The following is a 20,252-nucleotide window of genomic DNA, read 5'->3' as shown; positions in this document are numbered from 1 at the left end:
GATCCTAGCAGGCGGCCACGGCTCAGTGCAGTGTTGCGCTGCCCGGGTCCAGCCGATCGATCACACCCTGCATCGCGCTGTCGAAGGCGCCATCGTCGACGTGGGCGCGCAGGCGGCCCAGCCGCACCATCACCGCCAGTTCTTCCGGCGAGGCCACGCAGAAGCGCACGCCGCGGCGGTTGACGAACAGCAGGCGCGAGGAAATCGGGCTGACCCAGGACAGCTTGCCGGCCTGCACCTTGCCGTCCTTGTCGACGAAGTCCAGCCAGTTGCCGATTTCCATGCGTCGGAAGCGGTCGGCGTCGGCGTTGTCGAAATCGTCGGCGTCGATCTGCCCGCCGAGCTCCACCGCTGGCGACTCAGCCACCGGCGGCGCCGGCAAGGCGACCTGCGGCAGCTCCGGCAGCGCGCGCTGCAGTTCCGGTCGCGATTCCGCAATGCCCTGCAGGGTGTCGTGCAGGGCGTCGATGGCACCGGTGGCGGCATCGCCGTGCACGCCGACGCTGGCAAATACCTTGGCCAGCACCGGCTGCCAGGCCTGCAGCCACGGCTTGCCGACGATCTGGCGGCGGGCCTCGGCCACTTCCTCCAGCAGGCCGTCAGCCAAGCTCAGTGCCTCGGCCACCGACGCGCCCTCCTCGCCCTCGCGCAGCAGCGCCAGGGTCAGGTGGTGCTGCCATGGCTGGCGCAGGAACTCAGCGATGGCCGGCGGCAGGGTGGCATCGCCGATGCGGCGATCCAGTTCGGCACCGGCCCGGCTGCGGGCCATTTCCAGCTTCTCCTGGCCGCGCTGCGTTTCGGCGGCGCGGCGCTCGGCGATTTCCACGCGGCGGCGGTGCTGCACGAGGAACTCGCGGAATTCTTCTTCCAGGGTCAGGAAGATCGCCAGGTTCTCGTTGAACTCAGCCACCAGGCGCTCGATGATTTCCTCGACCTTGGCCATCAGCATGCGCTCGGCCTGGCTTTCGCCGGTATTGCCCTCGCAGGCTTCGGCCAGCGAGTTGAGCAGCTTGCGGGCCGGGTGGGTCTTCTGCACGAACATGCGGCGGTCGAGCATCGCCACCTTGACGAAGGGCACCACCAGGCGGCCGATCAACTCGCGCGAACGGCCCTCCAGCTCGCGTTCGTCCAGCATCACGTCGAACAGCATGCCAACCAGATCGATCGCATCTTCGTCCTGCGGGTCCAGCCGGGTCTGGCCAGGATCGACGCCGAGACGGGTGGCGCTGGACAGCACTTCACTCTTCAGCCGCTGCGCCAGTGATTCGCCGTCCTCGCCGATGGCCGCACGCAGGGTGGCGCTGGGCGTGGCCTGCAGCAGCGACAGCACCGACATCATCTCGCGCTGGCTCAACGGGCGGTGCTGGCCGACCGCGACCTGCGCTGCCGAGGTGGCGTCCTCGCGAACGTGACGGGTCTGCTGCAGCAGCTCATGCAGGGCCTCCAGCAGCATTCCCTGCTGGCCGGCATACGCCTCGCCGTTGCCGGCATCCTCGCTCCCGAGGTGCTGCTGCATGTGGCCACGGCGCTCGGACCAGCGCGCAGCGAAGCGCTGTGCCCAGGCCGGCGCGGCCTGTTCATCATCGCTGAATTCGGATTCGAAGCCCGCCGCGTGGCGCGGCTCGACCAGATCGTCCGACCCGGGCGCCATGCGCGGGTCGGGCGCGGCAGACAGTGGACGCCGCGGCGCCCCCATCTGCGACATCACGCCAGCGGCGGCCAGCTGCTCGTCCAGCTTCTCGTAGATGCGGCCCACCGGCGCGCGCAGGTCGCGCTCGCACAGCTTGATCAGCACCAGGTGCACTTCCGGCGCCAGTTCGCAGCCGGCAAAGGCCTCATGGATGGCCACGCCCAGGTGTTCGGGGCTGACCGGGTTGTGGTCGGCGTCCAGCTCGGCGCCGCCGATCAGGCGGCCGAGGCGGCGGTCCAGCCGCGCCAGCACCGGCTTGAAGTCACGCAGCAGCACGGTGGCGAAATTGCGCACCGCCAGCCGCGATTCCAGTACATGTTCAGCCAGCAGGCTCAGGCCATCCTCGGCCGGCCCGGACAGGGTGGCTTCGGCCGACAACGGCTCGCCACTGGCCAGTGCATCCCAGGCCCGCTGCAGGTGGCCGGCGAAGGCGGCGGCGATGTCCTCACGGCGACGGCGCAGCTCGCGCATCGCATCCAGGAACAGCAGCTGCGACGAGCCAGCATTGCCGGCGCGGTCGAACAGTGCATCGTCGAAACGCGCCAGTGCGGCCCCGAACGCCTGGCACAGCGCCGGCAGGACCATGTCCCGGGCACGCTGAAGCTGGACCGGGTCACGGCCCGGCGATCCCATCGGTGTGGGCGCGCTCATCATTCGGGAAGGCTCCCCACCTTCTCTGGTACGACAGACAGCATGGACATCGCGACGGCCGGCACACCCCATGTGCCGGTACGTCGATGGTAGGCCGGCCAGCCCGTCACGGACAGTGAAACAGTCCTCACTTCAAACCTCATGACCGGCGGCCCGGCAAGATAGATATCGTAAGCCGTGCGAGGCCCACGAGGCGAGAGGAAGCGGTCGTCCCTTTCCCGCCAGTGGCATGATGTTCATCACAGTTTGATATTCAGGGGCGGGACGCGACACAGACGGCGTCATTGACCACCCCGACTATAATCAAACACCCGTGATGACCGGTTCAGACTCCATGCCCGACCCCGCTGCCCTGCTTGCCCTGGATGCCCGCCGCTCGGTGCCCTCGCGGCAACTGGGCGAGCCCGGACCGGATCCAGCCACCCTGCAGCGCATGCTGGCCTCGGCCGTGCGCGTGCCCGACCACGGCAAGCGCGTACCGTTCCGCTTCCTGAAGATTGCCGGCGATGCACGTCACACTCTGGGCGACTTCCTGGCCGAGCGCAGCCGCCAGCGCGACCCGCATGCCGGCGAGGCGGTATTCGAGAAGGACCGCCAGCGTTTCAGCCATGCGCCGCTGGTGATCGTGGTGGTCGCCAGCCCGCGCCCGGACCCGAAGGTGCCCGAACAGGAACAGCTGATGACCGCCGGCTGCGTCTGCTTCGCCCTGCTGCAGGCCGCGCAGGCGCTGGGCTTCGGTGCGCAGTGGCTGACTGCATGGATGGCCTTCGACCCGGTCGTGCAGGCACATCTGGGCCTGGCCGAAGGCGAAGGCATCGCCGGCTTCATCCACATTGGCACGCCCAAGGCCGATGTACCCGAACGCGAGCGCCCCGATCCGGCGGCCCTGCTGCGCGACTGGACGCCACCGGCATGACCCTGCCGGCTCCGCCGCCGTCGCTGTACCTGGTTGATGCCAGCATCTACGTGTTCCGCGCCTGGCATTCGCTGCCAGACCAGTTCCAGGACGCGCAGGGCTGGCCGACCAACGCCGTGCACGGCTTCGCCCGCTTCCTGCTGGACCTGCTGGAGCGCGAGCGCCCCCAGCACATCGCCATCGCCTTCGACGAAGCGCTCGACAGCGGCTTCCGCCATCGCCTGTACCCTGCCTACAAGGCCAATCGGGACCCGGCGCCGGAAGCGCTCAAGCGCCAGTTCGTACACTGCAAGGCGCTGTGCGCGGCGTTGGGCCTTGCGGTGCTTGCCCACCACGAATACGAAGCCGATGACCTGATCGGCAGCGCCCTGCACGTGCACCGTGGCAGCCACCGCGGGGTGATCATCTCCGCCGACAAGGACCTGTCGCAGCTGCTGCTGGATCACGACGAGCAGTGGGACTACGCACGCAACCAGCGTTGGGACGTAACCGGAGTGAAGGCGCGGCACGGCGTGCACGCGCACCAGATCGCCGATTACCTGGCACTGTGCGGCGATGCGGTGGACAACATTCCCGGTGTCAGTGGTGTCGGCAGCAAGTCCGCCGCCGTGCTGCTGGCCCACTTCGGCAGCATGGATGCGCTGTACGAACGCCTGGACGAAGTGCCGTTCCTGCGCCTGCGCGGCGCGGCACAGATGGCGGTGCGCCTGCGCGAACAGCGCGAGCACGCCCAGCTCTGGCGCCAGCTGATCACCATCGCGCTGGACGCGCCGCTGGACGGCAGCCAACCCGGTCTGCTGCGCCAGGCGGCCGACCCGGAGCTGCTCGGTGGCCTGTGCCAGACCCTGCGCTTCGGCCCGATGACCCGCCGCCGGCTGTTCGATGCCGCCGGTGTGGCCGACCCCGTTCCCACTCCATCCTTTTCCAATTCCAGCGAGCCCGCATGAGCCAGCGCAACACCGAAGCCCCGCGCGTCGTCTATGAAGGCAAGTACCAGCGCATGCTGGTGCGCGGCACCTGGGAATACAGCGAACGCACCCACGCCGGTGGCCTGGCGGCGATCATCATCGCCGTCACCCCCGAGGACAAGGTGCTGTTCGTCGAACAGTTCCGCGTGCCGTTGCAGGCCCCGACCATCGAGATGCCGGCCGGCCTGGTCGGCGACATCCACGCCGGCGAATCGATTGAAGTCTCGGCCGTGCGCGAACTGGAAGAAGAAACCGGCTGGACCGCCGATCACGCCGAAGTGCTGATGATCGGCCCGACGTCCTCCGGCGCCAGCAGCGAGAAGATCGCCTTCGTACGCGCTACCGGCCTGCGCCGGATCGGCGAAGGTGGCGGCGATGACAGCGAGGACATCACCGTGCACGAGATTCCACGCACTGAGGCCGCGGCCTGGCTGGTGCAGAAGATGGGCGAAGGCTACGAGCTGGACGCCAAGCTCTGGGCCGGCCTGTGGATGATCGAGCACCACCTGGACGGGCGCCCGCGTGGCTGACGCCGACCTGCATGCGCTGCCGGCGCTGCTCGGCGCCGACGACCCGGCGATCTACACCCTTCACCGGCCGCAGGGCGCTTCGCCGTACCTGCTGCTGGCCGACCACGCCGGCCAGCAGGTGCCGCGCGCCCTCGCCGGCCTGGGCTTGCCACAGGTCGAACTGGACCGCCACATCGGCTGGGACATCGGCATTGCCGGCACCACCCGTGCACTGGCCGAACGGCTGGATGCCTGGGCGATCGAACAGACCTATTCGCGGCTGCTGATCGACTGCAACCGCCCACTGGCCTCGCCGACGCTGATTCCGGAAGTAAGCGACCACACCGTGGTCCCGGGCAATGCCGGGCTGTCGGCGGCGCAGCGGCAACAGCGCATTGATGCGATCCACGCGCCGTACCACGCACGCATCGACACCGAACTGGACGCACGCCGCGATGCCGGTCGCCCCACCCTGCTGGTGATGATGCACAGCTTCACCCCAGCGATGAACGGCGCGCAGCGGCCGTGGCATGCCGGCGTGCTGTACCACCAGGACACGCGCTTTGCGCATGCACTGGTGCAGGCACTGCGCGACGAAGGCGACCTGGTGGTGGGCGACAACGAACCGTATTCGGTCAGCAGTACCAGCGACTACGCGGTGCCGGTGCATGGCGAAGGCCGCGGGCTGGTGCACGTGGAACTGGAGATCCGCCAGGACCTGATCGCCGATGCCGCCGGGCAGCAGGCATGGGCGCAGCGGCTGGCGCGGATCTTCAGCGCGCTGCAACCGCAGTTGCTGGCCGCCGGGTGATTTACCCAGGCTTGGTAGTGCCGGCCGCTGGCCGGCAACTGCAATGATCCAACGAACCTGAGGTTGCCGGCCAGCGACCGGCACTACCGCAATACGGGCGCATCCATCCACGGGAACGGCTTGAACCCGTGCACCTGCACGGTCGCACCGATCGCTTCGAGATCATCCTTGATCGCCTGCGCGCGGCGACGATCCAGCGCCTCACCCAGCACCAGCGGCAACGCACGGCAGCGCGCCAACGCCTCGCCCACCGGCATCTCCAGCAGGCGCGCCACGCGCTGCGCAGCAGCCTTCAGCTGGTCTGCCGGGCACGCCACCAGGCACAGATCGAACGAAGCGAAGATGCCTGCGCCCACCCCTGCCTCGCGCGCCTCCGCTTGTTCCTCAGCACCCGCTTCGCCCAGAGCCTCGTCGATACCCTCGACCTGCTGGAACGCGTCGTACTCGGCGTAGTACGCCAGTGCCTGCGCGTAGTCCTGCAGCGACGACAGCGGGCGTTGCCGCTTCTGCACATCCAGCACGTCGGCAAACGTGGCCGGCTCCAGATACGGGAACAGCCCCATCGCTGCCGAAGCGGCCGATCGCTCGCCGTCGTCATCCAGCGCTTCATCACTGGATGACGGCAACCACAACCGCGCAGCGAGCAGGTCCTCGTTGCTGGCCATCACCCAGCCGAAGGCGTTCCACACCTCATCGTCATCGTTGCAGACAGCGAAGGCATGCAGGGTCTGTTGCAGGTCCAACAGTTCGATCATGCGTCGGTGCTCAGGCAGGCAGTCGCTGCCGAGTCTACCGGCGCCGGGCGCAGGCCCAGCGCGATCACCACGCCGAGCGCGGCGAACAGCGCGGCGCCGTACTGTGCATTGACCATGCCCTGCAACGCATCAGGGCTGGTTGCCGCCTGCGTGCCGCGCGCGGCGTTGGCGACCATCACCAGTACCGCCAACCCCAAGGCGCCGCCGATCTGCTGGGCGGTGGCCGCCATGCCGGACGCGACGCCTTGCTGCGGACCCGGCACGCCCTGCCCGGCCACGATCCACATCGCCGTCCAGCTCATGCCCTGGCCGACGCTGAGCACCACGATGCCCGGCAACAGCGGCCAGTAGCTGGCGCCATGCGGCATCGCCAGCGCCACCGCGGCGATGCCGACGGCACCTGCGGCGAAGCCCCAGGCCAGCACCTGCCGTGGCGAACGGCGCCGCAGCATGCGTTCGGCAATACGGATGCCGAAGGTGCACACCAATGTCGGCAGCAGGAAGGCCATACCGGCCTGCAGCGGGCTCCAGCCATAGCCATCCTGGAAGTAGAGCGCCAGGAAGTAGTACTGCACGCCATAGCTGCTCATGAAAGCGAAGGTCAGACCCAGCGCGGCGCGGAGGCCGGGCAGGCGCAACAGCGAAAACTGCATCAGCGGGTCACGGCTGCGCTTTTCGATCTGTACGAACACCGTCAACAGTACGGCTGAAAGCAGCAGGCAGATGAGCGTAGCCGGCGCCGTCCAGCCCCACTCCGGCCCTTGCACCAGGGTGGTGACCAACAGGCTGCCGCCGGCGGTGACAGTGAGACAACCGGCCAGATCGAAGGAACGGCCCTGCACGCGTGGACCATCGGACGGCAGCCATGTACCGGCCGCGACCGCGCACGCCGTGGCCAGCGGCACGATCACCGCCAGCACCGCCGGCCAGCCGAACGCCTGGGTCAGCACGCCGCCGAGCAGCGTGCCCAGCGCCAGGCCCACCGCACTGGCCATGCTCCAGATCGCCAGCGCACGATTGCGTACCGGGCCTTCGGCGTACAGCGTGTTGATCAGCGCCAGCGTGGCCGGGAACAGCAGCGCCGCCCCGACGCCTTGTGCGGCGCGCGCGATGATCAACAGCGTGGCGTTCGGCGCCAGCGCGCCGAGCAGCGAGGCCAGCGCGAACAGCAGCATGCCCAGCCGGTAGAAGCGGCGGCGGCCGATCAGGTCGGCGGCGCGCCCGCCGAGCAGCAGGCTGCCGCCGAAGGCCACGGTGTAGGCACTGACCACCCATTGCAGCTGCTGCGCGTTGATCTGCAGCGCGCGGCCCATGTCATGCAGGGCAACGAAGATGATGGTGGCATCCAGGGCGATGATCAGCTGGGCGGTGGCCAGCAGGGTCAGCGCCCAGCGCGGGTATTTGAGGGGAGGCATCGGCGGTCTGGCGCGGTGGGGGAGCGCAGTCTCATTGATGCGAGCCAATCAATAAACCCCTCCCCGACCATATCTGTCATGATTTTCGGCATGAATGGAGCCTCGATGGACCTCAATGCGGTGCGCATGCTGGTGCAGGTGGCCGAAGCCCGCAGTTTCACCGTGGCCGCCGGCCAACTGGGCCTGAGCCAGTCCGGCCTGTCGCGCGCGATCGGAAGGCTGGAAGCCACGCTGGGGGTGAAGCTGCTGCAGCGGAACACCCGCAATGTGGCGCTGACCCCGGATGGCCGCCAATTCGTCGAACAGGTGGCACCGCTGCTGGCCGGCCTGGACGATGCCGAGCGGCAACTGGCCGACCGCCCGTGCACGCCCTCGGGCACGTTGAAGATCAGTGCGCCGTCGATGTTCGGGCGCAAGGTGCTGGTGCCGATGCTGGCGCCGTTGCTGCAACAGCATCCGCAGCTGCAGGTGGAAGCGGTGCTCAGCGACCGTCTGGTCGATCTGGTCGAGGAAGGCTTCGATGCCGCGCTGCGCACCGGCGTCATCGCCGACCAGCGCATCGTCGCGCGGCCATTGCGGCCGCTGCGCTGGGTGACGGTGGCCAGCCCCGCCTATCTGGCCCGCTGTGGCGCACCGGACGATGTGGCCGCGCTGCAGGACCATGCCTGCCTGGCGGTGCGCAACCTGCGCAGTGGCCGGCTGGTGGACTGGCAGTTCCTGCAGGACGGGCAACTGCGCGAGTTCACGCCGCCGACGCGGATGGTGTTCGACAGCGGCGATCCGCTGGTGGAAGCGGCCATCGCCGGTATCGGCATCGTGCAGGTGATGGATTTCGCGGTGGCCGACGCCTTGGCCGATGGCCGCCTGCAGCGCGTGCTGCAGCCGTTTGAAGGCCGCAGCCGTGCACTGTCACTGATCTATCCGCCCTCGCGGCAATGCTCGCCGAAGCTGCAGGTACTGGCCGACGCGTTGCTGGCCGGGCAGTGGTAGCGCCGGCCGCTGGCCGGCGTCTGCGCGCATCCAACCGTTTCCGGGTTGCCGGCCAGCGGCCGGCACTACCAGGCTGCGGTAGATCCACGCCATGCGTGGATGAGGGCCGGTAGCGCCGGGCATGGTCCGGCGTTACCGATCAGGCGAAGCTATCGGTGGCGCGCACCAGCGCGTCCACGTTTTCGGCTTCGAACGCCGAGTGGCCCGAGGCCGGCGTGATTTCCAGCTTCGCCTTCGGCCACACCTTGGTCAGGTCCCAGGCGTTGGCCAGCGGGCAGACCACGTCGTAGCGGCCGTGCACGATCACGCCGGGAATGTCAGCGATGCGGTGCGCGTCGCGCAGCAGCTGGTCTTCCACCTCGAAGAAGCCGCCGTTGACGAAGTAATGGTTCTCGATGCGGGCAAAGGCCAGCGCGAAGTGCGGGTCTTCGTGGCTGTTGATGAAGTCGTCGTCGACGTGCAGGAAGCTGGTCGCGCCTTCCCACACCGCCCAGGCTTTGGCCGCTTCCAGGCGGGTGGTTTCGTCTTGGCTGGTCAGGCGACGGTGGAAGGCCGAGATCAGGTCATGACGCTCCACCGACGGAATCGGCTTGAGGTAGTGCTCCCACGCATCCGGGAACAAGCGGTTGGCGCCTTCCTGGTAGAACCATTCCAGTTCCCAGCGACGCAGCATGAAGATGCCGCGCAGGACCAGTTCGGTCACGCGCTGCGGGTGGGTTTCGGCATAGGCCAGTGCCAGGGTCGAACCCCAACTGCCGCCGAACACCTGCCAGCGATCAACCTTGAGGTGCTCGCGCAGCTTCTCGATATCGGCGACGAGGTCCCAGGTGGTGTTGTCCACCAGGTCCGCGTGCGGGGTGGAACGGCCGGCACCGCGCTGGTCGAACAGGATGATGCGGTACTTGGACGGGTCGTGGAACTGGCGCATCTTGTCGCTGCAACCACCGCCCGGGCCACCGTGCAGCATCACCACCGGCTTGCCATCCGGGTTGCCGCACTGTTCGAAGTACAGCGTGTGGCGGTCGTCGACCTTCAGGGTGCCGACGTCGTAGGGGGTGATGGCGGGGTACAGCGTACGCATGCTTGCAGCTCCAGGGTGATGCCCTGCCGGGGCAGGAGAACCTCCATTCTAGGCCGGACGCCGGCCCAGGGTGATGCGGTCGCGCTGTTCCAGGTCCTGTACGGTCTGCACCTGTGCAAAACCCGCGGCGTCGAACAGCGCGCGGATCGCTGCGCCCTGGTCCCAACCGTGCTCGATCAGCAGCCAACCGCCGGGCAGCAGGTGGGCCTGGCCACCGTCTACGATGCGGCGGATGTCATCCAGGCCATCCACGCCGGAGGCCAGCGCGGTAGCCGGTTCAAAACGCAGGTCGCCCTGCTCCAGATGCGGGTCGTCGCTGGCGATGTATGGCGGGTTGCTGGCAATCAGGTCGAAGCGTGCACCCTGCAGTGGCGCATACCAGTCGTGCCCGCCCTCGGCGAAGCGGACGTTGCGCAGTTCATGGCGCGCAGCATTGCGCGCGGCCACGGCCAGCGCGCCCGGGCTGGCATCGGTAGCCAGCACCTGCGCTTGGGGCCGTTCGCTGGCCAGTGCAAGTGCAATCGCACCGCTGCCGGTGCCCAGGTCAGCCAGCTGCAGCGATTGGTCTGGCGGCAGCCGCTCCAGCGCCAGCTCGACCAGCAGCTCGGTTTCCGGACGCGGGATCAGCGTGGCCGGGTCGACCTCCAGGTCCAGCGTCCAGAAACCGCGGCGGCCGGTCAGGTAGGCCACCGGCTCGCCGGCCACGCGGCGGGCCAGCAACGCTTCGAAGGTGGCCTGGTCGGCGGCGGCCAGCGGATCGGTGGCATGCGCGAACAGCCAGCTGCGCGGGCGCTCCAGCACATGCAGCAGCAGCAGTTCGGCCTCGTGGCGGGCCTCGACGCCGCCGAGGCGGGCACTGGCCTCGGCCACGATCTGGCGCAGGGTGGGTTCGGTTTGGGAAAGCATGCCGCAATTGTAGAGCGGAGCCCATGCTCGGCTGCTTCTGGCGCAGTCGAGCTACACATCCACAGGTCCGCAGTCGAGCATGACTCGACTCTACAAAAGGCTGCAATCCGTTCAGGTTCTGCCCGAGCGGATAAGGAGGGACTATTGGCCCTATTCAGCCGTTCCGGAAGATTTTCCTTGTCACACAGGCAGTTGCAGGATGAAAGCGTCCGGGTTCAGTGCCTGCTCAGTGCATTTTGATAGACTACATCTATCAAATAGATGCAATCAATGGATTGTTCTTATCGATAGCGAGTCGGTACTCTAGGTCCTGTCGATTCACCCACTCCCCTTCACCCAGAGGAAAAACGATGTCCCTGATCAACACCCAGATCCAGCCGTTCGAAGCCAATGCTTACCTGAATGGCGAGTTCATCAAGGTTTCCGACAGCACCCTGAAGGGCCAGTGGTCGGTCCTGATCTTCATGCCGGCCGCCTTCACCTTCAACTGCCCGACCGAGATCGAAGACGCCGCTGACCATTACGCCGAGTTCAAGAAGGCCGGCGCCGAGGTCTACATCGTCACCACCGACACCCACTTCTCGCACAAGGTGTGGCACGAAACCTCGCCGGCCGTCGGCAAGGCCCAGTTCCCGCTGGTTGGCGACCCGACCCACCAGCTGACCAACGCCTTCGGCGTGCACATTCCGGAAGAAGGCCTGGCCCTGCGCGGCACCTTCATCATCAACCCGGAAGGCGTGATCAAGACCCTGGAGATCCACTCCAACGAGATCGCCCGTGACGTCTCCGAAACCCTGCGCAAGCTGAAGGCTGCCCAGTTCACCGCCGCCAACCCGAACCAGGTGTGCCCGGCCAAGTGGAAGGAAGGCGAGAAGACCCTGACCCCGTCGCTGGACCTGGTCGGCAAGATCTAAAGCGGTACCGGCCTGCCGTGGCCCCACGCCACGGCGCGCCTTTCATCCCCGTGCCGGTCCCCCCACCGGCGTGGGGGTGAACCCAAGACAGCCAACGCTCGCCCGCCTTGGCCAGCCAGCCCCTTCCACGGTCGCTGTCTTGGGTTCACCCCTACCCCCTGCTGGTCCGCTACCTTCTACAGCGGTGCCACGCCCCCTGTTTGCCTGAAGCCAGGAGATGACCCGATGTTGGACGCCAACCTGCAGTCGCAGCTGAAGACCTATCTGGAGCGCGTGACCCGCCCGATCCAGATCACCGCGCACGCCGACGACGGCGCCAAGTCGCAGGAAATGCTGGAACTGCTGCAGACCCTGGACAGCCTGTCGGACAAGATCTCGCTGCAGGTGCTGCGCGATGGCCAGGGCCGCGTGCCGTCCTTCGACCTGGGCACCCCGGGCCAGGATATCCACCTGACCTTCGCCGGCCTGCCGATGGGCCACGAGTTCACCTCGCTGGTGCTGGCGCTGCTGCAGGTCGGCGGCCACCCGTCCAAGGCCACCGCCGAGCTGATCGAGCAGGTGCAGAACCTGGAAGGTGAATACAAGTTCGAAACCTACTTCTCGCTGTCCTGCCAGAACTGCCCGGACGTGGTGCAGGCACTGAACCTGGCCGCGGTACTCAACCCGCGCATCCAGCACGTGGCCATCGACGGTGCCCTGTTCCAGGACGAAGTCGAGAAGCGCGAGATCATGTCGGTGCCGACCGTGTACCTCAACGGTGAAGTCTTCGACCAGGGTCGCATGACCCTCGAGCAGATCGTCGCCAAGCTGGATACCAACGCCAGCAAGCGCGATGCCGAGAAGATCGCCGCCAAGGACGCTTTCGACGTGCTGGTGGTGGGCGGTGGCCCGGCCGGCGCGGCAGCAGCGATCTATGCTGCACGCAAGGGCATCCGCACCGGCATCGCCGCCGAACGTTTCGGTGGCCAGGTGCTGGACACCATGGCGATCGAGAACTTCATCTCGGTGAAGGAGACCGAGGGCCCGAAGCTGGCCACGGCGCTGGAACAGCACGTGCGCGAGTACGAGGTGGACATCATGAACCTGCAGCGCGCCAGTGCGCTGGTGCCGGCCGGTGAAGACGGCCTGGTGCAGGTGCAGCTGGAGAACGGCGCGGTGCTGAAGTCGCGTTCGGTGATCCTGTCCACCGGCGCACGCTGGCGCCAGATGAACGTGCCGGGCGAAGACCAGTACCGCAACAAGGGCGTGGCCTACTGCCCGCACTGCGATGGTCCGCTGTTCAAGGGCAAGCGCGTGGCGGTGATCGGCGGCGGCAACTCCGGCGTGGAAGCGGCCATCGATCTGGCCGGCATCGTGTCGCATGTAACCCTGCTGGAGTTCGATTCCAGCCTGCGCGCCGACGAAGTGCTGCAGAAGAAACTGCGCAGCCTGGCCAACGTCACCGTGCTGACCAGCGCACAGACCACCGAAGTGCTGGGCGACGGCAGCCGTGTCACCGGCCTGGTCTACAAGGACCGTGTCGGCGGCGACGCCCACCGCGTCGAGCTGGAAGGCATCTTCGTGCAGATCGGCCTGCTGCCCAATACCGAGTGGCTGAAGGACACCGTGGCGCTGTCGCCGCGTGGCGAGGTCGTCATCGATGACCGCGGCCAGACCAACCTGCCGGGCGTGTTCGCTGCTGGCGATTGCACGACGGTACCCTACAAGCAGATCATCATTGCCATGGGCGCCGGTTCGACCGCCGCACTGAGCGCGTTCGACCACCTGATCCGCTCGTCGGTGAGCAGCAGCAGCGGTGCCGTTGCTGAAGCTGCCTGATCCATCGTTCCCAGATCACCGGGAACATTGTCTGCCTGTCGGGTAACCATGCCGTCAGCCGGTCCGTTACCCCTGGGGTGTAAGGATGAACCTACGTGATCTGAAGTACCTGGTAGCCCTGGCCGACCACAAGCATTTCGGCCGGGCTGCCGCCTCCTGCTTCGTCAGCCAGCCGACGCTGTCCACGCAGATCCGCAAGCTGGAAGAAGAGCTGGGCCTGCCGCTGGTGGAACGTGCACCGCGCAAGGTGATGCTGACCCCGGCCGGCCAGGAAGCAGCAGCACGGGCACGGGTGATCGTGTCCGAAGTGGAACAGCTGAAGGAAGCGGCACGTCGCAGTCGCGATCCGGAAGCCGGTACGGTGCGCCTGGGGATCTTCCCGACCCTGGGCCCGTACCTGCTGCCGCATGTGATTCCGCGCATCCGAGATCGCTTCCCGGAGCTGGAACTGCTGCTGGTCGAGGAAAAGAGCGATGTGCTGCTGGACCGCCTGCGCGAAGGCAAGCTCGACGCTGCACTGCTGGCCCTGCCGGTGATCGACGACCAGCTGCATGCCGAGTTTCTGTTCGAGGAACCCTTCCTGCTGGCCGTATCCGGGCGCCACCCGCTGGCCCGTCGCGAACACCTGGACGTGCAGGAGCTGGCCACGCAGAAGCTGCTGCTGCTGGAAGATGGCCATTGCCTGCGCGATCAGGCACTGGAAGTCTGCCGCCTGTTCGGTGCCAACGAGAAGTCCGAGTTCCGCGCCACCAGCCTGGAAACCCTGCGGCAGATGGTCGCCGCCGACGTCGGCATCACCCTGCTGCCAAGCCTGTCAGTGCAGCCGCCGGTGCCGCGCTCGAACAACATCCGCCTGCTCGACTTCACCGGCGAAGGCCGCCCCAGCCGCCGCATCGCCATGATCTGGCGCCGCAGCTCGGCCATGAACGACTTCCTGATGGAGCTGGCCGATCAGTTCAAGCGCCTGCCGCAGGCGCTGTTCACCCTGGAAGCGGTCAACGCCGCCGGCGACACGACCGCCCTGCCCGGCCCCGCGCTGAACGGCTGAACCCCCGCAGCACCGGCCTGGAATCGGCAGGAGTCGATTCCGGTCGCATTTGTCCCCACAATACAGTCAGGCGGCGCCAGCAGGTGCCGCCTTTTGCATGGCTTTCAACCAAGGAGCTTCACCATGAGTACCGCCAGCGGCCTGCCGCCGTCGATCACCGTTTCCACCTTCGACATGGACCGCCTGGACGCCATGCTCGAATCCCCTGCGCTGAGCCAGACGCCTGCCGCGCTCGCGCTTGCTGAAGAACTCAACCGTGCCACCGTGCTGGCACCGGACCAGATTCCCGAAGGCATCGTCATGATGCATTCGCGCGTGGAGTGCGAAGATGAAGTGTCGGGCGAGAAGCACGTCCTGACCCTGGTCTTCCCCCGCGAAGCCAACGTCGATGAAGGCAAGGTTTCCGTGCTGGCCCCGGTCGGCAGTGCCCTGCTCGGCCTTTCGATCGGCCAGAGCATCGACTGGAACGCGCCCGGCGGCCGCAAGCTGCGCCTGCGCGTGACCGCGGTCCACAACGACCGCCCCTGATTACCGCTGCGCACCGCGCGCGATTCGATCCCCCTGCACCAGGAGCCGTAATGAGTACCCCGTCCAAACTGTCCCAGCTGCGCGAACTGTCCGTGGTCGTTGCCGATACCGGTGACTACGAGGCGATCAAGCGCCTGCAGCCGGTGGACTGCACCACCAACCCGACCCTGGTGAAGAAGGCGCTGGACCTTCCGGTCTACGCCGAGCTGATCGAACGCGAACTGGCCTGGGGCCGCCAGCAGAGTGGCGACCGCGAAGCCGTGGTGCACGCCGTGGCCGACCGCCTGACCATCGGCGTCGGCGCGCTGCTGAGCACGCTGGTGCCGGGCCGCGTGTCCACCGAAGTGGATGCCGACCAGGCCCACGACACCGCTGCCACCGTAGCCAAGGCCCGCCAGTTCATCCAGATGTACGCCGATGCCGGCGTGCCGCGCGAGAAGATCCTGATCAAGATCGCCGCGACCTGGGAAGGCGTGGAAGCCGCGCGCATCCTGCAGGCCGAGGGCATCGACTGCAACCTGACCCTGATCTTCAACCCGACCCAGGCGCTGGCCTGCAGCGAAGCCGGCGCGTTCCTGATCTCGCCGTTCGTCGGCCGCATCCTGGACTGGTACGTGGCCAACGGCCAGACCCCGGCCAACATCGATGAAGACCCCGGCGTCGTGTTCGTGCGCGGCGTGTACGCCGAATTCAAGCGCCGCGGTTCGCCGACGGTGGTGATGGGCGCCTCGTTCCGTTCGACCGCGCAGATCGAAGCGCTGGCCGGCTGCGACCGCCTGACGATTTCGCCGGACCTGCTGGAGAAGCTGGACGCCGACCACGGCGAGCTGCCGCGCAAGCTGGTGGCCGGTGCGGCCGACGGCGTGGCCGTGACCCCGATCGACGCGGCGAAGTTCGCGGCCGACCTGGCGGCCGATCCGATGGCGACCGAGAAGCTGGCGACCGGCATCGATGCGTTTGCCAAGGATCTGGAAGCGCTGCGCGAGCGCATTCGTTCGGAACTGTGATTCCGGCGAACGGCTGAGCCCCTCGTGGCGGGGGCTTGGTCGCGTTGAAGCAAGAGCGAAAGCCGCGCTGGGTCGGGCGGGTTGGGTTCGCGGGAGACGCCGTGAATCCGTCCCTGGAGGCTTGGCCGCGGCATCCATGCCGCGGACACTCCCGCGAACCCAACCCGCCCGCCCTCTGACAGTTTCCGGCGGCCGCCCGCCACGGATGAAAGAAAGAAGAGCAAAAGCGGGTCGCGCGCTTCGCTTGCTCGCAGCCGAGCATGGCTCGGCTCTACAGAAAGCACTGCAGGATCAAACAAAAAGGACGCGGCGAAGGCCGCGTCCTTTTTGTTTTCTTTCAGTTCGTCAGTAACCCATGCTCTTGCCCACCGTCACCGGGAAACTGTCGGGGGTGGGGCGGTGTGGGTTGGCAGGACCGTTGGCGCCATGGATGGCGCCATCGAGCCCCCAAGGACGGGTTTACGGCGTGTCCTGCCAACCCACACCGCCCCGCCCAACCCGCAGAAACGCAGAGCCGCTTTGGCTTTGGCTTCTGCCGTAGATTCTGCCCGCCGCAGGCGGACCACCGCGCGTCAGCGCGGCGCCTCCACATCCAGCCCGATCGGGCAGCTCACCCCGGTGCCGCCGATACCGCAGTAGCCGTTCGGATTCTTCGCCAGGTACTGCTGGTGATAGTCCTCGGCGTAGTAGTACGCCGGTGCCGGGTACTCGATCTCGGTGGTGATCACCCCGTAGCCGGCTGCGGCCAACTGCGCCTGGTAGGCCTCGCGGCTGGCCAGCGCGGCGGCGTACTGCGCCTCGTCGGTGGCGTGGATCGCCGAGCGGTACTGGGTGCCGGTGTCGTTGCCCTGGCGCATGCCCTGGGTCGGGTCGTGGCTTTCCCAGAACAGCTGCAGAAGCCGCTCCAGGCTCACCACCGCCGGGTCGAACACCACCTGCACCACTTCGGTGTGGCCGGTCAGGCCCGAGCACACCTCTTCATAGGTCGGATTCGGGGTGATGCCGCCGGCATAGCCCACCGAGGTGCTGTACACGCCCGGTTCGGTCCAGAACTTGCGCTCGGCGCCCCAGAAGCAGCCCAGCGCGAAACGGATCTGCTGCAGGCCGGCAAAACGGTCCTTCAGCGGATGGCTGTTCACGAAGTGCTGGTTGCTGTGCAGCGGCAACGGTTGCTCGCGGCCCGGCAGTGCTTCTTCCGGGCGCGGCAGGCGCTGCTTGAAGGCGCCGATGCCGAGGATGCCCTGGCCAATTCCCAACATGATGCGCTCCTACGCCGGAAGGCCGGCTATGTCGTCTGCATCGGAAATGGGGGCGTCCGGCGCGTGGCCCAAGTCCAGCGCCGCCACGATGTCCTCGGCCTGCGGCCGTGCCGCATCAGGGATGCCCACCCGCAGCACGCCGAACAGTGGCAGCTCGCCCATGCCGCCCAACAACGACTCGCCGAACACGAAGGCCGGGATGCCGGCATCCTCCAGCGCGTGCTTGACCAGGTGGGCGTCGAACAGGTTGTCGGCCTTGTACACGATGTGCATGCGGCAGCTCCGTGGGACAGGGTTCCAGCATACGCCCGGGGGCTGAATGGTGGTGGTGACGGCGCATGACCGTTCTGCCGGCCAGCGGCCGGCACTACCCAATTGCACGGCGATCCACATTCCGCCGGCCGGCTGCCGGCGCTACCGGAAGAGGGGTTGGTAGTGCCGGCCGCTGGCCGGCATCCCCACGCCCCACCGGGCAGCCCTGCCCGGTACGCGCTAGACTGTTGGTCTTTCTGCCTTTCTTTTCGCCGACTCATGTCCGAGCACACCCCCGCCAGCCCCGAGACCCCCGCCGACAGCCACGAAAAGCGCGATTTCATCCGCCAGATCGTGCGCGAGGACCTGGCCAGCGGAAAGCACCAGGCGATCAAGACCCGTTTCCCGCCGGAACCGAACGGCTACCTGCACATCGGCCATGCCAAGTCGATCTGCCTGAACTTCGGCATCGCCGGCGAGTTCAGCGGCGTCTGCAACCTGCGCTTCGACGACACCAACCCGGCCAAGGAAGACCCGGAATACGTGGCCGCGATCCAGGACGACGTGCGCTGGCTGGGCTTCAGCTGGAACGAGCTGCGCCATGCTTCTGACTACTTCCAGACCTATTACCTGGCGGCCGAAAAGCTGATCGAACAGGGCAAGGCCTATGTCTGCGACCTGTCGGCCGAGGAAGTGCGCGCCTACCGCGGCACCCTGACCGAGCCGGGCCGCCCGTCGCCGTGGCGCGACCGCAGCGTCGAGGAAAACCTCGACCTGTTCCGCCGCATGCGCGCCGGTGAATTCCCGGATGGCGCGCGCACCCTGCGCGCGAAGATCGACATGGCCAGCGGCAACATCAACCTGCGCGATCCGGCGCTGTACCGCATCAAGCACGTCGAGCACCAGAACACCGGCAACGCGTGGCCGATCTACCCGATGTACGACTTCGCGCACGCGCTGGGCGACTCGATCGAGGGCATCACCCACTCGCTGTGCACGCTGGAATTCGAAGATCACCGCCCGCTGTACGACTGGTGCGTGGACAACGTCGATTTCGCCCATGACGACACGCTGACCCAGCCGCTGGTCGACGCCGGCCTGCCGCGCGAAGCCGCCAAGCCGCGCCAGATCGAGTTCTCGCGCCTGAACATCAATTACACGGTGATGAGCAAGCGCAAGCTGATGGCGCTGGTTACCGAGCAGCTGGTGGACGGCTGGGAAGACCCGCGCATGCCGACCCTGCAGGGCCTGCGTCGCCGTGGCTATACCCCGGCGGCGATGCGCCTGTTCGCCGAGCGCGTGGGCATCAGCAAGCAGAATTCGCTGATCGACTTCAGCGTGCTGGAAGGCGCGCTGCGCGAAGACCTGGACAGCGCCGCGCCGCGCCGCATGGCCGTGGTCGACCCGGTCAAGCTGGTGCTGACCAACCTCCCGGAAGGCCACGAAGAACAGCTGACCTTCAGCAACCACCCGAAGGACGAGAGCTTCGGCAGCCGCGAAGTGCCGTTCGCACGCGAAGTGTGGATCGACCGCGAGGACTTCGCCGAAGTGCCGCCGAAGGGCTGGAAGCGCCTGGTCCCCGGCGGCGAAGTGCGCCTGCGCGGTGCCGGCATCATCCGCTGCGACGAAGTGATCAAGGATGCCGACGGCACCATCACCGAGCTGCGTGGCTGGCTGGATCCGGAATCGCGTCCGGGCATGGAAGGCGCCAACCGCAAGGTCAAGGGCACCATCCACTGGGTCAGCGCCGTACATGGCGTGCCGGCCGAGATCCGCCTGTACGACCGCCTGTTCTCGGTGCCGAACCCGGATGATGAATCGGAAGGCAAGACCTACCGCGATTACCTCAATCCGGAATCGCGCCGCACCGTCACCGGCTATGTCGAGCCGGCCGCGGCCAGCGCCGCGCCGGAGCAGTCGTTCCAGTTCGAACGTACCGGCTACTTCGTGGCCGACCGCCGCGACCACACCGAGGCCAGGCCGGTGTTCAACCGCAGCGTGACTCTGCGCGACACCTGGTCGGCCTGAGGACCTGCGCGGGCGCCGGGAAGGCGCCCGCACGAATCCGACGATGATCACCGCCCTCTCCGTCCTGCTCTGGTTCATCTCGCAGCATCCGCTGCTGACGTTCTTTTCGGCGATGGTGCTGGCCGGGCTGGTCTCGTGGTGGCGGCGTTTTCCGGGCTACGCCATCGTGGTGTTCCCGCTGGCGATGCTCAACATCTTCCTCGGCCACTTCCTCAACGCCGCCTTCCTCAACGTGGTGGGCGAGCCTGGTGAAGCGGTGATCGTGAAGTCCGAGCGCACCAGCTCGACGATGAACGAGCAGTACATCTGGCGCTACGAAGGAGTGCTGCGTACCGCCGAGGGCCGCGACGTGGAAGTGGTGTTCCACACCAACACCGCTTCGCTGTGGCCGCTGGAAAACGCCATCCGTATCCCGGCGCGCGACCAGCCGTTCGTGGTCAAGTACACGCCGGGTTTCCCGCGCAACTTCGTCATCCTCACCAATGAATCGCCGCACGGCATCGCCCAGGCCCGGGCCAGCGCGCGCGAGCGGGTGGAAGTGGCGGCGCGCAAGCTGCACTTCAGCCCGGGCAATGCCGATTTCCGCGCGGACTATCGCCGCGAGCTGGAAACCTGGCTGCGCGACCACGGCAACGATTCGCAGCAGCAGTCCGACGCGCAGCGATATCGCGCCGAACTTGACGCGCTCGACCGCTAGATCCCCAGG

General features: G+C 67.2%; 19 protein-coding genes. 12 read left to right on the top strand and 7 right to left on the bottom strand.

Annotation, left to right across the window (positions count from 1 at the left end; all coding sequences use genetic code 11):
• Positions 1–22: 22 nt before the first annotated feature.
• A complete protein-coding gene (locus ACZK2R_RS03520) occupies positions 23–2,344 on the bottom strand; it encodes a DUF1631 domain-containing protein (protein WP_049422876.1) in 2,322 nt (773 codons plus the stop codon).
• Positions 2,345–2,675: 331 nt separating this feature from the next.
• Between ACZK2R_RS03520 and ACZK2R_RS03515 the strand changes: the two genes are divergently transcribed.
• The 4 genes from ACZK2R_RS03515 to ACZK2R_RS03500 are packed head-to-tail and all read left to right on the top strand — an operon-like array spanning position 2,676 to position 5,545.
• A complete protein-coding gene (locus tag ACZK2R_RS03515) occupies positions 2,676–3,257 on the top strand; it encodes a nitroreductase family protein (protein ID WP_088028247.1) in 582 nt (193 codons plus the stop codon).
• A complete protein-coding gene (locus ACZK2R_RS03510; RefSeq protein WP_180838375.1) occupies positions 3,254–4,204 on the top strand; it encodes a 5'-3' exonuclease in 951 nt (316 codons plus the stop codon). The genes ACZK2R_RS03515 and ACZK2R_RS03510 overlap by 4 nt, the downstream gene beginning before the upstream one ends.
• Positions 4,201–4,755, top strand: coding sequence for an NUDIX hydrolase (locus ACZK2R_RS03505; protein ID WP_180838376.1), 555 nt, complete (start codon positions 4,201–4,203; stop codon positions 4,753–4,755). Before ACZK2R_RS03510 ends, ACZK2R_RS03505 begins: the two co-directional genes overlap by 4 nt.
• The gene (locus tag ACZK2R_RS03500) at positions 4,748–5,545 is read left to right on the top strand and encodes an N-formylglutamate amidohydrolase (protein ID WP_180838377.1); all 798 of its coding nucleotides are present in this window, start codon (positions 4,748–4,750) and stop codon (positions 5,543–5,545) included. The genes ACZK2R_RS03505 and ACZK2R_RS03500 overlap by 8 nt, the downstream gene beginning before the upstream one ends.
• Positions 5,546–5,628: 83 nt before the next feature.
• Here ACZK2R_RS03500 and ACZK2R_RS03495 read toward each other — a convergent pair whose 3' ends face one another.
• Positions 5,629–6,300, bottom strand: a complete 672-nt coding sequence (locus ACZK2R_RS03495; protein ID WP_180838378.1) for a DUF7716 domain-containing protein — start codon at positions 6,298–6,300, stop codon at positions 5,629–5,631.
• Positions 6,297–7,715, bottom strand: a complete 1,419-nt coding sequence (locus ACZK2R_RS03490) for an MFS transporter (RefSeq protein WP_180838379.1) — start codon at positions 7,713–7,715, stop codon at positions 6,297–6,299. Before ACZK2R_RS03490 ends, ACZK2R_RS03495 begins: the two co-directional genes overlap by 4 nt.
• Positions 7,716–7,820: 105 nt before the next feature.
• Here ACZK2R_RS03490 and ACZK2R_RS03485 point away from each other — a divergent pair, with 105 nt between their 5' ends.
• Positions 7,821–8,705 (top strand): LysR family transcriptional regulator, encoded by an 885-nt coding sequence (locus tag ACZK2R_RS03485; protein ID WP_100437925.1) that lies wholly within the window; start codon positions 7,821–7,823, stop codon positions 8,703–8,705.
• A gap of 139 nt (positions 8,706–8,844) precedes the next feature.
• Here the strand turns inward: ACZK2R_RS03485 and pip are convergent, their stop codons facing one another.
• Complete coding sequence (pip, locus tag ACZK2R_RS03480) at positions 8,845–9,786, bottom strand: prolyl aminopeptidase (RefSeq protein WP_180838380.1); 942 nt, start codon at positions 9,784–9,786, stop codon at positions 8,845–8,847.
• Positions 9,787–9,834: 48 nt separating this feature from the next.
• Positions 9,835–10,692, bottom strand: a complete 858-nt coding sequence (gene prmC / locus ACZK2R_RS03475) for a peptide chain release factor N(5)-glutamine methyltransferase (RefSeq protein ID WP_180838381.1) — start codon at positions 10,690–10,692, stop codon at positions 9,835–9,837.
• A 350-nt stretch (positions 10,693–11,042) separates the two neighbouring features.
• On the opposite strand from prmC, the gene ahpC reads away from it, so the two are divergent.
• The 5 genes from ahpC (at position 11,043) to ACZK2R_RS03450 (ending at position 16,007) form a co-directional block, all read left to right on the top strand.
• A complete protein-coding gene (ahpC, locus tag ACZK2R_RS03470) occupies positions 11,043–11,606 on the top strand; it encodes an alkyl hydroperoxide reductase subunit C (protein WP_004144811.1) in 564 nt (187 codons plus the stop codon).
• A gap of 225 nt (positions 11,607–11,831) precedes the next feature.
• Positions 11,832–13,424 (top strand): alkyl hydroperoxide reductase subunit F, encoded by a 1,593-nt coding sequence (gene ahpF, locus ACZK2R_RS03465; RefSeq protein WP_100437922.1) that lies wholly within the window; start codon positions 11,832–11,834, stop codon positions 13,422–13,424.
• Between the two features lie 85 nt (positions 13,425–13,509).
• Positions 13,510–14,472 (top strand): LysR substrate-binding domain-containing protein, encoded by a 963-nt coding sequence (locus tag ACZK2R_RS03460; RefSeq protein ID WP_032129919.1) that lies wholly within the window; start codon positions 13,510–13,512, stop codon positions 14,470–14,472.
• Positions 14,473–14,595: 123 nt separating this feature from the next.
• The gene (gene rnk / locus ACZK2R_RS03455) at positions 14,596–15,000 is read left to right on the top strand and encodes a nucleoside diphosphate kinase regulator (protein WP_005408156.1); all 405 of its coding nucleotides are present in this window, start codon (positions 14,596–14,598) and stop codon (positions 14,998–15,000) included.
• 50 nt (positions 15,001–15,050) lie between these two features.
• Entirely contained in the window at positions 15,051–16,007 is a 957-nt protein-coding gene (locus tag ACZK2R_RS03450) for a transaldolase (protein WP_180838382.1), read from the top strand.
• A 572-nt stretch (positions 16,008–16,579) separates the two neighbouring features.
• On the opposite strand, the gene msrA is transcribed toward ACZK2R_RS03450, so the two are convergent.
• Both msrA and ACZK2R_RS03440 read right to left on the bottom strand, forming a co-directional pair.
• Positions 16,580–17,245, bottom strand: a complete 666-nt coding sequence (gene msrA, locus ACZK2R_RS03445) for a peptide-methionine (S)-S-oxide reductase MsrA (RefSeq protein WP_180838341.1) — start codon at positions 17,243–17,245, stop codon at positions 16,580–16,582.
• 30 nt (positions 17,246–17,275) lie between these two features.
• The gene (locus tag ACZK2R_RS03440) at positions 17,276–17,539 is read right to left on the bottom strand and encodes a putative signal transducing protein (protein ID WP_010481810.1); all 264 of its coding nucleotides are present in this window, start codon (positions 17,537–17,539) and stop codon (positions 17,276–17,278) included.
• Between the two features lie 258 nt (positions 17,540–17,797).
• On the opposite strand from ACZK2R_RS03440, the gene ACZK2R_RS03435 reads away from it, so the two are divergent.
• A complete protein-coding gene (locus ACZK2R_RS03435; RefSeq protein ID WP_180838339.1) occupies positions 17,798–19,546 on the top strand; it encodes a glutamine--tRNA ligase/YqeY domain fusion protein in 1,749 nt (582 codons plus the stop codon).
• Between the two features lie 43 nt (positions 19,547–19,589).
• The gene (locus ACZK2R_RS03430; RefSeq protein WP_180838338.1) at positions 19,590–20,243 is read left to right on the top strand and encodes a hypothetical protein; all 654 of its coding nucleotides are present in this window, start codon (positions 19,590–19,592) and stop codon (positions 20,241–20,243) included.
• Positions 20,244–20,252 lie beyond the last annotated feature (9 nt).

The sequence above is a fragment of the Stenotrophomonas sp. 96582_Sma genome, from assembly GCF_056480905.1.
This window is presented reverse-complemented; position numbering and strand designations above follow the sequence as displayed.